The organism is Gaoshiqia sp. US2, assembly GCF_059705485.1.
Genome location: NZ_AP048550.1, coordinates 245,213 through 257,624, shown reverse-complemented (window position 1 = coordinate 257,624; position 12,412 = coordinate 245,213). Strand labels below are relative to the sequence as shown.

Genomic DNA, 12,412 nt, shown 5'->3' with positions numbered 1-12,412 from the left:
TTATAGCAGCGTTGAAATTGCTTAGATTTACCGTTTTCCCGATAAATACAATTCATAAACCTGTCAACCGATGAAAAAACACACCATTCGCCTGTTGCCGCTCGGAAAAGAACTGAAAGTCAATGACCGGACGCCGCTGATCGACGTTTTACACGAATATGGCATTGAATTTCCCTGCGGGGGAAAAGGGACTTGCGGGAAATGCCGGGTCAGGCTGCTCGAGGGTGAGGTCGAAATGACCGAAGCGCACCACCGCAAGCTTGACCAGTTGGGACTTTCGCCTGAGTGGCGTCTGGCCTGCCTGAGTTTTTGCACCGGTCCGCTGGTACTGGAGGTAGAGCAATTTGACCATCTCATTTTGGCCGATGAGAGTGATTTTGAATTTGAGCCGGGGGACGGTTTCGGGGTTGCTGTCGATCTTGGGACAACAACGCTTGTCGCCCAGCTCGTTGATTTAAGGTCCGCAAAAGTGCTGGCTGTTGAAACCATGTTGAACCCCCAGGTGAGATATGGCGCCGACCTGATTTCCCGGATACAGGCTTGCCTGGACGGACATGCCGTTGAAATGACGCAGGCTGTCCGTACAGCCATTGGCGGGATGATCGGGAAAATGCTCAATCAGCATCAGGCCGGCCCGGGAAAGATCGTCCTGGTCGGGAACACGGCCATGCAACTGATCTTCAGCGGGCAGGATGTAGCGCCTCTTTCTGTCTATCCTTTTCACGTTAGTGACCTGGGCGGGAAAGTTTTCAATCCCTCCGACCTGGGCTTGGACTTGCCATGTGAATGCCGGATAGAATTTACGCCTTCCATTGGAAGTTTTGTCGGGAGCGATATTTTGGCCGGGATCGCCGCGACCGGTTTGCACAGGACAAAACAATACACTGCCCTGATCGATCTGGGGACCAACGGGGAAATAGTCGTTGGCAACAGCGAACACATTGTTTGTGCTTCGACGGCTGCGGGCCCGGCATTTGAAGGGGCCAATATTTCTATGGGCATGCGTGCGGTCACCGGGGCAATTTCTTCGCTCAGCCTGGAGTCCGGCAAAATCCATGCAACGGTGATCGGCAATACGGAACCCAAAGGCATTTGCGGCAGCGCCCTCATCGACGCCGTTGCGATCTTCCGGGAATTGGGAGTAATTGGCATGTTTGGGGAAATTAATTCCGGAGAGGAAAACATTGTTGTCACAGGGAAAGTTAAACTCACCCAAAAAGATATCTATGAATTCCAGTTGGCCAAGGCAGCCATTGCAGCCGGGCTTGAGATTCTTGCCGGAAAACTTTCCATTGGCCTTCACGAAATTGATGAAATCTACATCGCGGGCGGGTTTGGAAGTTACATTAATGCCCACCATGTTGTGGAAACGGGAATGATCGGACCGGATAGCGAAAAGATCCGCAAAATGGGCAACACCGCGCTGATCGGGGCCAAAATGTTTTTATACCAAAATAACGGGTTGATCGGGGAAATACTTGAAAAGGTTCGTCACATCAACCTGGAAGGCGACCCCAATTTCCAGGATATCTATGTCAGCCAGATGATATTCCCCGACAGGGGAAAATAATCCGGATTTTCTACATGAAAAACGCGTACACAAAAGGTTCCGGGACCACAAGTATGTTATCTCGTCTGTGGCCGAACTGTTTAAACCTATTCTAAATAGCTATTCTATTAATCGAATTCTATTATATACAAAAAGCATTAAGAGCCTGTACGTTGTATCTTTGAAAAGTAGAACAGAATATAATTATGCCCGATATTTTCGACTATATCAAGCAAGAACAGCCGGTAAGGTCAAAAAAAGACTGGATTGTAGAGGGAATTTTATCTGCCATTGACGATAATGCTTTATCAAAAGGAGACCGGCTTCCTTCTGTCAATAAATTAATTCAAAGGCTGGGGGTTGCCAGGATGACCATTGTAAAAGCGTTAGATATTTTGAAAGATCGGGGTATCATCGTGTCGGAAGACAAGGTCGGGTATTTTGTCAGGGACGATAATATTAAGCGCGAATTAAAGGTTTTTCTCTTTCTCACGGGGTTCTACTCTTACCATGAAATTTTATATAACCAGATTATAGATAACCTCAAAGATCCTTCCATCACGATTGACCTGTACTTTCATCATTGCAATCCAAAAGCCTTTAAATCGGTATTGCAGGAAAATCTGGGAGGATATGGCCTGTATGTAATAACAGGTTTTGATCACCCCAACGTGAAGACATTATTATCGCGGATTCCCCGGAAAAAACTTTTGCAGATCATCCGGCCGCCGGTTGTGGACGGAAGCGCCTCTCTTTACCAGGATTTTAATGCAGGGTTAAAGCAATCCCTGAAAAAGTTGAAAAAATATCTGATGAAATATGAACGGTTCATACTGGTATTGCCCGTTGGGAAAGGGCATCCTGAGGAAATAAAAAACACGTTTGTCGAATTTTGCAACGAAACAGGAATTGTATGGAATATTGAAAATAGAATCAATAAACACCTTGTTAAACCAGGAACCGCTTTTTGGGTGATCGAAGATATTGATTTGATCTCATTAATAAAGATAGGGGAAGAAACCGGGTTTCAGACAGGAAAGGAATTTGGCATTCTTTCATACAACGAAACCCCCATGAAAGAAATCATCAGGAACGGGATCACCGTGATCAGTGTGGATTTTGTCCAAATGGGGAATGCAATCGCTGATTTTATTTCCAATCCGGTCCATATTGAAAAATTATTTATCCCGGAAGTTACTATTAGAAACTCATTATAAATACTGAAAATACTGAAATGAAATTTAAGAATATTACTTTTTTGCTATTTGTATTCGCGGGATTTTTTCCCGGAAGCGCTAAATCAGTTTCCCGGGAGTCGATAAAGGAAATAACAGGAAAGGTTACTGCCTGGCAATTATCCAACTTACCTGAAAACGATTGGTGGACCTGGCCTTCGCCCCACCAGTATGGGCAATATTTTTTGGACTGGGAATATGGCGCTTTTTATTCAGGCCTGATGGATTGGTACCGGGTATCGCCTCAAAATCAATATCTTGATGCAATGCTGGACATGGGAAAAGAATATCAATGGAGCATCCGTCCAAGGTTATGGGACGCCAATGTGTTGTGCATCGGCCACATGTATATCGATTTATACAGGATAAAAAAGGATCCTGACATGATTAAAATGATTGGATTTGGCCTGGCTGCTTATTTCGACAGGCACCCAACGGGACCTGACGTAACCTTCGAAGGGAACAAATATTGGTGGAGCTGGTGGAGCTGGTGCGATGCCTTGTATATGGCCCCTCCCACCTTTGCCAAATACGCCGAAGCGACAGGGGAAATACGGTATCTCGACAAAATGCACGAGTTGTATAAAATTACTTATGACTATTTGTATGATGAAGATGAAAGGCTTTTTTTCAGGGACGACCGTTTTTTTAATCAACGTTCACCATCAGGAAAGAAAATTTTCTGGGCGCGGGGCAATGGCTGGGTGATTGCCGGCCTGGTAAAAATTCTGCAATCCATGCCGGAAGACTACCCGCACCGGCCATTTTACGAAAACCTGTATAAAGAAATGTGTTCACGAATGAAAGAAATTCAGCAACCGGAAGGGCATTGGTCTTCCAGCCTGCTGGATGCCACACACTATGGAGGGGTTGAGACCAGCGGTACCGGGTTTATTTGTTACGCGTTGGCTTACGGGATCAATAACGGTTATTTGAACAGGGAAGAATATCTTCCTTCAGTTGAAAAAGCCTGGGGCGTGCTCGTAAAAAGCGTGCATCCCGATGGAAAACTTGGATATGTACAGCGGGTTGGCGACGCCCCTGATGCCGTTTCGTACGATCATACCGCTTCTTACGGAGTCGGCGCCTTTTTATCTGCAGCCAGTGAAGTTTACCGGTTATTCTCGGAATAAAGGACATGAAGAAGGCCGAATTAGGAAATACCGGGGAACAGGTTAGCTGCATGGGATTGGGCACCATGTATTTCGGGACAAGGGTTGATGAACCGGCATCTTTTAAAATTCTTGATTGTTACACCGGGCACGGCGGTTCTTTTCTGGATACAGCCAACAAATATGCCAGTTGGGTACCGGGGTTCATGGGTGGCGAAAGCGAAGCATTGATTGGCAAATGGATGAAAGAAAAGGGTAACAGGCAACAACTGTTCCTATCATCGAAAGTTGGATTCCCGTATGGTAACATTCCCCGCTCCCTGAAAAAAGAAATTATTCTTTCGGAATGCGAAAAAAGCCTGAAACGGCTGGGCGCTGAAACCATCGACCTCTACTACGCCCATGCTTACGATGCCGGTACCCCGCCCGAAGAATTTATGGAGGCATTTTATCTGCTCAAAAAAACCGGAAAAATCCGGTTCGCGGGAGCGAGCAATTTTTATGCGTGGCAGTTATCAGAAGCGAATGCCGTAGCGCATCTTCAGGGTTGGGAAGGATTTTGCTGTATCCAGCAGAGACATACTTATCTGGAGCCATCATTGCGGGCAAATTTTGGCACACAGCTTTTGTTAACCCCTGAGACCGAAGAATTTTGTACCAGGAAAAAGATATCAGTTATGGCTTATTCCCCCCTGCTTGGAGGCGGGTATGTCCGGGAGGATGTCCCGCTTGCCGTTCACTATCAAAGCGTAACAAACGAATTAAAAATGAAAACATTAAAAGAAATGGCCAATGACCTGAAAGTATCGCCTAACGCGGTAGTATTGGCCTGGATGATACAAAATTCACCCCGGATAATTCCAATGGCAACAGGCAGTTCCGTAGTGCAAATGGAAGAAAACCTGCAAGCTTTATCGGTCAGTTTATCGAAGGAACAAATGGAAAAGTTAAATCAGGACATTGTGAAACCATATAAATATTAAAAATGGGTAAAAATCAAAAACCGGCAACCAACTTCCGCTGGGCCATCTTGTCCCTGCTTTTTATTGCCACCACCATTTTATACATCGACCGCTCTGCTTTGGGCATTTTGGCGCCCGACCTGCAAAAAAGCATTGGCTGGTCCGAAGAACAGTACGGCATTATTAACAGCGTTTTTATGATCGCCTATGCCATTTGTTTTATCCTGATGGGAAAAATCATCGATACAATAGGCACACGGAAGGGGTACATTCTTTCGATCGGGATTTGGAGCCTGGCGACCTTAGGGCACGCGCTTTCACGTTCATGGGTTGGATTTGCCGTAGCCCGTTTCAGCCTGGCCGTGGGACAATCAGGAAATTTTCCATCGGCCATTAAAGCCGTTGCCGAATGGTTCCCTAAAAAAGACCGGGCGTTGGCTGTCGGGATTTTTAATGGTGGCGCTAACATGGGAACGATTATCGCCCCTTTAGTGATCCCGGCGCTCGTGATTGGTTTTGAAGATTGGCGTACCGGTTTTTTATGGACGTTCCCAATTAGTTTAGTTTGGGTTCTCCTTTGGTTGAAATATTTCCGGAGGCCGGAACAAAGTTCCCGGGTTTCACCGGAAGAACTCCAATATATTAATTCAGATAGCGATCCGGAAGAAAATACCACGAACGTAAAGTGGAAAGATATTTTGCCACATCGCGGCGCCTGGGCGATCGCCGTTGCCAAGTTTATGGCCGATCCGATCTGGTGGTTTTACCTGTTTTGGGGAGCTAAATTTCTGAACGAAAAGTTTGGGTTAAACCTAAAGGAGATCGGTCTGCCTTTTTTCACGATTTACCTGGTATCTTGGGGGTTGGGGATCGCCCTGGGCTGGCTTTCCTCCAAACTCATGAAGGTGGGGTTCGGATTGAACAAAGGCCGTAAACTGAGTTTGTTGGCCTGCGCGTTGTTTGCCGTACCCGTGGTTTTAGTCCCGCATACATCAAACATGTGGCTGGCAGTCGGGCTGATCGCTCTTGCCGCGGGAGGGCATTGTGGATGGTCGGCCAATGTTTTCAGCCTGATGTCAGATATTTTCCCCAAAAGGGCGACTGCTTCCGTTGCCGGGTTTGGCGGCTTTGCCGGGGCCGTAGGGGGTGCAATTGTTGCTTACGGGGTTGGCAGGATCTTGCAGGACGTGGGAGTTGACGGTTATGCTGTCCCCTTTGCCATCGCGGGCACAGGATACCTGATTGCCTTGCTGGTCGTCCATTTGCTCGTACCAAAAATCAAAACAATAATTATTTAAGATAAGAAATGAACAGTAGAGAAAGAATTCTAACAACATTGGCACACAAAGAGCCCGACCGCATTCCATACGATTTGGCCGGAACAACGGTAACAGCGATTACAAGGAATGCTTATTTGCGGGCAATGAAATTCCGCGGGCTTTCAACCGAAATTGGAGATGACGAAATTGACCCCATTCAACAGATTGTCACCCCTACTGATGAGAATTTGTCGTTTTTAAAATCGGATACAAGGCGAATTGGGGCTCAACGTATTCCAAATTACAGGAATACAAAAAGGGTGTCAGGCGATATTATCGAAGTGACCGATTTTTATGGATGTGACTGGCGGTTTGAAAAAGGGAATGATATTTATTTTAATTTGATCTCGTCGCCAATTGAAAAGGCTGAAACTTTATCCGGATCCCTAAACCTGCTTCCGCGGCCTGACTGGGACAGTTATGTTGCGGTCCTTCGTGATAACTTAAATGAACAGATAAAAAAAGCGGGTGATTTTTGCGTGATAGCCGACCGGAATACCGCCGGGTTGACAGAAAATAGTCTTCGCATCCGTGGATATGAAAACTGGTTCATGGATACAATGATTGATCCTGAAGGGGTTGATGCATTGTTTCACACGATCGTTGAGGATAAGCTCCGCTATTGGGATGCTGTTATAGATTGGGCAATAGAGACCGGGAATGACAAAAAGATTACGGTGATTTCCGAATGTGATGATCTGGGTTCTCAGTCTACGACCATTCTTGACCCGGATACTTTACGGCAAATGGTCATCCCACACTTTAAAACCATTTTTACGCATGTAAAAAAAAGGTTACCCCATGTTAAAACCTTCATGCACAGTTGTGGATCAATCAAAGAAATAATTCCCGATTTGATTGAAGCAGGACTTGATATTTTGAATCCTGTTCAATTTACCGCTGCCGGAATGGATTTAAAAGGACTGAAAAAGGATTTTGGCGATGTGCTCACCTTTTGGGGGGGCGGGGTCGATACCCAAACCACGCTTAATAACGGTACCCCTCAACAGGTGGCAGACCAGGTCAGACAAATTATCGACATCCTTGGCCCTGGAGGAGGTTTTGTATTTGCCCCGGTGCATAATATCCAGGACGATGTTTCGCCTGAGAACTTTTGGGCTATGTGGGATACCTTGCAGGAGTACGGAAAATATTAGTTTATAGAAAAATAAAAGTTAAAAAAATCCAAAAATTCGATCATGAAACACGAATTATTACAAAAATTAGCCGAATGCATCGAGTTTGGCAAAATTAACCAGGCCTCCCCGTTCCCTCCCCAAATGAAGGGACAGGCCGGGGCGGACGAGATCGCCCGCCAGTTGCTGGACGTGGGCGCCGGCGCCCAGGAAATCCTTACCGAAGGGCTGATGCCCGGCATGGAGCGCGTTGGCATAAAATTCCGCGAAAACAAGGTATTTGTACCCCAGGTGCTCATGTCGGCCAAAGCCATGGGCACCGCCATGGTCCACCTGAAGCCGTATTTTGCCTCCGGGGAAGCTAAACAAAAAGGCACCTTCATTATCGGCACGGTGCTGGGTGACCTGCACGATATTGGCAAAAACCTGGTCGCCATGATGGTGGAAGGAAACGGGTATAAGGTCATTGACCTTGGTACCGATGTCAGTTCGGAAAAATTCATTACAGCCTTGAACGAAAACCCGGGGGCGGTCGTTGGCCTTTCAGCGCTGCTGACCACGACAATGGTGAACATGGAAAGGATTACGAAAGAAATTAAGGAGGTAGCCCCCGGCACCCTGGTAACGATTGGTGGCGCCCCGGTAAACCACGAATTTTGCGCGAAGATAGGCGCAGATGCCTATTCGCCCGATCCCCAGGGGGTAGTGGAATTTTTAAACGCGAAAGTTGCCTGACCATGGATGGATTGAAACTGATTGAAAAAGTTTTTCGGTTGGAAGAAACGGAACGGGCCCCCTGGGTGCCATTTGTGGGCGTTCACGGCGGCAAGCTGGTTGGTGTGGATGCAGAAGCCTACCTGAAATCTTCAAAAAACATTGTTGACGGGATCAGCAAAGCGGTTGAACTGTATAAGCCGGATGGGGTCCCCGTTGCATTTGACCTTCAGATCGAGGCAGAAATCCTGGGCTGCAAGCTGGTCTGGAGCAAGGAGAACCCGCCGGCCGTTGTCTCCCACCCGCTGGCCGATGGTGTTGGGCTAAGTTCACTACATTTGCCCGGTAAAACCGATGGACGGATCCCGGTTGTATTGGAAGCGGCAGAGATATTGCGCCAAAAATATCCGAACCTGGCTTTGTATGGATTGATTACCGGGCCCTTCACGCTGGCCTTGCACCTGTTGGGCACCGAAATTTTCATGAAACTATTCGAAGCCCCGGATTATGTGCAAGGGGTCATGGACTTTTGCATGCGCGTTGGGATCAAACATTCGGAAATGCTTTTGGAGGCCGGTTGTGACGTGATCGCCGTGGTTGACCCGATGACCAGCCAGATCGACCCGGTGTCGTTCGAAACATTTGTCAGCCCTTATGCACGCGGGATTTTTGATTTCGTCCGGCTGCAGAAAAAATACAGTTCGTTTTTTGTTTGTGGCCATGCACAGCAGAATATTGAAGTAATGTGCGGATGTCGTCCGGACAACATCTCCATTGATGAGAATATCCCGTTGGATTATGTGAAGGACATAGCCTTGGAAAAAGGGATCAGCTTTGGAGGGAACCTGAAGCTGACCAGCGTCCTGTTGCTGGGTGATGAACTTAACTCTAAAAAAGAAGCTGTTAACTGTCTTGATTTGGGCGGTAACAAAGGTTTTATCCTGGCACCGGGCTGTGATTTGCCGATGGATACCCCGGTAGAAAACCTGCAGGCCGTAACAGAAGTAGCACATGATGAATATGCCCGCCAGGTAGCACGGGAGATGGAGCACACATCGTCGCTTCTGCCCCTGGACCTGGAAGGGCATTGGGTTGATGGCAAAGTGGTTGTCGATATCATTACCCTTGATTCGGCTTCCTGCGCCCCCTGCCAGTATATGGTCGAAGCCGTGAAGCAGGCCTCGTCCGGCTTTGACGGGAAGGTTATCATTAACGAGCATAAAATCAAAGACGTTAACGGGATCCGTATGATGCTGGCTTTGGGTGTCCAAAACGTTCCAACCACCTGCATTAACGGGAAGGTAAGCTTTATCAGCCGGATACCTCCCCGCGCTGAAATAGAAAAGGCAATCGAAAAAGCCTTGCATGTATGAGCATCCCACTCCACCTGGTTACCGGTTTTTTGGGCAGCGGTAAAACGACCTTCCTGAAACATTACCTGCGGACAAAAGGAAACACAGGCAATACCGCAATTATTCAAAATGAGTTCTCTCCTGTCAATGTTGACGGGAGGGAACTTCAGGAGTTCGCAGGTTATAAGGTGATGGAAGTCAACAACGGTTCGGTGTTTTGTGTTTGCCTTTTGGGATCTTTTGTCAAATCACTTGCTGAATTTATAGAGCGCGTAAAACCGGATGAACTGATCATGGAAGCCTCGGGCATGTCCGACCCGGTTTCGGTAGGGCAGATCCTCGAAGGGGGACCATTAAGGGGCAAAGTGTACCTGGGGCATGTCTGGGCCATTACAGACGCACGGAACTATCTTCGGTCGAACGCTTTCCAACAAAGGATAGCCAGCCAGTTGCGCATTGCCGATACCGTCATTGTCAATAAAAAAGACCTGGCGGGCGAAAATGCAGGCGAGGTAACCGCAGCGGTAAAAAGGCTTAACCCTTTTGCACGGGTCATTGAAAGCGCCTATGCCCAAATTAACATAGACACGATAAAAAAAGCCATCAAGCTGTATCCCGAAGAAACAGGCAACAGTCCGGTTTATCCCCTGCCCGGCCTGGAGTCAGTGGTGGTTAAAACAAGCAGGGAGATCAAACAGGAGGGGCTTCCGGCATTTATCGAAGAGTTTAAAGGCCATGCTGTCCGTTGTAAAGGTTTTGTCCGCATAAGCGCAACCCAGGGTGTTTTTATCCAGGGAACGTTTGACGACTACTGTCTGCACCCGGTACCGGACATGTCAGGGCCTACGGAGTTTGTCGTTATAGGCGCCCGTTTAAAGGAACTTGGGCTTCAGGGCTTATTTGAAAAATATTGCAACAGATGATTAAAGAATTTTCATTCACGTTCAACGAGTTGGTTATCGACCGCTCTCAGGTCAGCGCTACGCTGGGGTTTCCGGGTGTGGCTCCTGAACCGTTTGACAGCTACCTGGACGAGGCATGGCAATTTGCCGAAGGGCTCAATGATATCAGGGCGACTTACACGGTCAGGGACAGGATAGTACCGGGTGAAAAAAAGTCGGAATTGACCGTTGAAGGAATTACTTTTAAGGTTGGAAAAACGATCAGGCATGAAATTGCCGGCAGCGGGCAGATCGCATTTTTTATTTGCACAGCCGGTGAGACGGTCAACCGAAGGGCAAAAGCCCTGCTTAAAGGTGAAGACCCGGCGCTGGGTTATGTGTACGATGTGCTGGGCTCGTATATTGCGGAAGCCGCCGGGGATGCCATGCAGGCCCGGCTGGGAGAAGAAGCCCGAAAGTCGGGACAGAAATTGACCAACCGATATAGCCCGGGGTACTGCCAGTGGCCGATAACAGACCAGCGCAAGCTGTTTGACCTTTTTAACGGGAGCGCCTGCGGGGTCAGCCTCACGGGTTCTGCCTTGATGAGCCCTATAAAGTCCATCAGCGGACTGATCGGGGTTGGAGCTAACGTGCAGTACCGCGAGTACCAATGCGAGCTATGCAATATAAAGAAGTGTTTGTACCGGAAAATACCTGAAACGTGCTTGAATACGTAGCCAAACTGCGAAAGGAAACGGATGAAGCAATAGACTGCATCGAATCATCAGATAGCAATATCCTGAAAAAATCGTTGGAAGCTTCTCATGTCCTAGCCGGGGCATTCGACCGGCTAAAAACTTTTATTCTATCCTATCAATTTAAAAATGAACAGGAAGAAATTACTTTTTTCAAAGAAATCAAGCCCAAACTATGTTATCGCCTGATTTATTACAGAAAATTGTATAATATCGAGATGAACCGCCCGGCGGGTGTAGAAAATCAAAAGGAGTACCTGATTGAAGAATTAAATGAAATAAACAACTATAACGCTAAACGTCTGGACTTTATCCGTTACTTTCGCTCAGGCGCTACCCATCTGGATTCTTTGTATTTTTTACGTAGGAAAATGGATACGGAACAATACCTGGAAACATTTTATTATGAACTGGACCCGAATTTTTCCACCAACTACGATTTTAAGGTGGCAAAAATATTGTCCAACGACATGCTTTTGGCTTACCTGATGCAGGAGATAGAACGGTTGAATGGCAATGGGGCAAGCCTCCCTTCAGGATTTCCGTTAATTAAACTGACCTGGATGGGGACAAAAACGGACCTGTTGGAACAGCTATATTCCTGGGATAGTGACAATACCTTCGGAGACGTGCCATTAACGCAATTATCCGATTATATCCAAAACGTTTTCAATATCCGGCTTGATAGAAACCTCTCCCGAGCGTTCAGTGATATGAAAATCCGGAATGTACCTACCCCATTTTTGGATAAACTGAAAGAAGCATTGCTCAGGCGTATGGGCAGAAAAAATTAAGTACCGACTTCGGTATTTAACGGTATTGTTTGCTTGTTACCTCTAATTTTCCAATCTACAAGATAAAAATGGGCCAATTTTGGCATCAATTACCCGATACCGAGTATTTCTTCATTGATTTATTGCTGTTTCCCTTAAAACCAGCCCCGTAAACCATTGGTTATTAGCCAGAAGTAATTTGAAGTAAAAGTACCGATACCGACTTCCTTATCAGCCAAATGGATAGTCCATAATTTCGCAGTAATTCAATGAGTTACTGTCATGTTTATAGATAAGGAATATTTTGAGGGCTGGATGCAGCGATTAAATTCAAGGCTGGATGAGGTCGTCAACAAACTGGACGATTCCGGTGAGGAAGTCCCATTATTTGATGGCGAAAAATTACTGGATAACTATGATGTTTGCCGGATGCTTAACGTTAGCAAACGAACATTGCAACGCTATCGTTCGTCAGGTGAATTACCCTTTCAAATGATTTACCACAAGACTTTTTATAAAGAATCCGATGTCGTAAAATTCATTGAAACCCATTTTAGCCGTTTTCATAGCAAGCGCAATCGGAAAGATAAAAAATGAGCTGTTTGTTTTTGCTTTACCCGC

Annotated in this window: 12 protein-coding genes; all 12 read left to right on the top strand. The window is 46.7% G+C overall.

All coding sequences use genetic code 11. From position 1 onward, the window contains the following. Window positions 1–70: 70 nt before the first annotated feature. The 12 genes from AC6H3C_RS01055 (at window position 71) to AC6H3C_RS01000 (ending at window position 12,388) form a co-directional block, all read left to right on the top strand. On the top strand, window positions 71–1,570 hold the full coding sequence (locus AC6H3C_RS01055; protein WP_497518681.1) for an ASKHA domain-containing protein: 1,500 nt from the start codon (window positions 71–73) through the stop codon (window positions 1,568–1,570). A gap of 185 nt (window positions 1,571–1,755) precedes the next feature. After that, window positions 1,756–2,766, top strand: a complete 1,011-nt coding sequence (locus AC6H3C_RS01050) for a winged helix-turn-helix domain-containing protein (protein ID WP_497518680.1) — start codon at window positions 1,756–1,758, stop codon at window positions 2,764–2,766. A gap of 17 nt (window positions 2,767–2,783) precedes the next feature. Then, window positions 2,784–3,917, top strand: coding sequence for a glycoside hydrolase family 88/105 protein (locus AC6H3C_RS01045; RefSeq protein WP_497518679.1), 1,134 nt, complete (start codon window positions 2,784–2,786; stop codon window positions 3,915–3,917). A 5-nt stretch (window positions 3,918–3,922) separates the two neighbouring features. Continuing rightward, on the top strand, window positions 3,923–4,879 hold the full coding sequence (locus AC6H3C_RS01040) for an aldo/keto reductase (RefSeq protein ID WP_497518678.1): 957 nt from the start codon (window positions 3,923–3,925) through the stop codon (window positions 4,877–4,879). Window positions 4,880–4,881: 2 nt separating this feature from the next. Further along, the gene (locus tag AC6H3C_RS01035; RefSeq protein WP_497518677.1) at window positions 4,882–6,156 is read left to right on the top strand and encodes an MFS transporter; all 1,275 of its coding nucleotides are present in this window, start codon (window positions 4,882–4,884) and stop codon (window positions 6,154–6,156) included. 8 nt (window positions 6,157–6,164) lie between these two features. After that, complete coding sequence (locus tag AC6H3C_RS01030) at window positions 6,165–7,334, top strand: uroporphyrinogen decarboxylase family protein (RefSeq protein ID WP_497518675.1); 1,170 nt, start codon at window positions 6,165–6,167, stop codon at window positions 7,332–7,334. A 42-nt stretch (window positions 7,335–7,376) separates the two neighbouring features. Then, complete coding sequence (locus AC6H3C_RS01025) at window positions 7,377–8,048, top strand: cobalamin B12-binding domain-containing protein (RefSeq protein WP_497518673.1); 672 nt, start codon at window positions 7,377–7,379, stop codon at window positions 8,046–8,048. A gap of 2 nt (window positions 8,049–8,050) precedes the next feature. Continuing rightward, window positions 8,051–9,400 (top strand): uroporphyrinogen decarboxylase family protein, encoded by a 1,350-nt coding sequence (locus AC6H3C_RS01020; RefSeq protein ID WP_497518672.1) that lies wholly within the window; start codon window positions 8,051–8,053, stop codon window positions 9,398–9,400. After that, window positions 9,397–10,302 (top strand): CobW family GTP-binding protein, encoded by a 906-nt coding sequence (locus AC6H3C_RS01015; protein WP_497518670.1) that lies wholly within the window; start codon window positions 9,397–9,399, stop codon window positions 10,300–10,302. The genes AC6H3C_RS01020 and AC6H3C_RS01015 overlap by 4 nt, the downstream gene beginning before the upstream one ends. Continuing rightward, on the top strand, window positions 10,299–11,000 hold the full coding sequence (locus AC6H3C_RS01010) for a vitamin B12 dependent-methionine synthase activation domain-containing protein (protein ID WP_497518669.1): 702 nt from the start codon (window positions 10,299–10,301) through the stop codon (window positions 10,998–11,000). Before AC6H3C_RS01015 ends, AC6H3C_RS01010 begins: the two co-directional genes overlap by 4 nt. Further along, window positions 10,985–11,812 (top strand): RteC domain-containing protein, encoded by an 828-nt coding sequence (locus AC6H3C_RS01005; protein ID WP_497518667.1) that lies wholly within the window; start codon window positions 10,985–10,987, stop codon window positions 11,810–11,812. Before AC6H3C_RS01010 ends, AC6H3C_RS01005 begins: the two co-directional genes overlap by 16 nt. 261 nt (window positions 11,813–12,073) lie before the next feature. Then, the gene (locus AC6H3C_RS01000; protein WP_497518666.1) at window positions 12,074–12,388 is read left to right on the top strand and encodes a helix-turn-helix domain-containing protein; all 315 of its coding nucleotides are present in this window, start codon (window positions 12,074–12,076) and stop codon (window positions 12,386–12,388) included. Window positions 12,389–12,412: the final 24 nt, after the last annotated feature.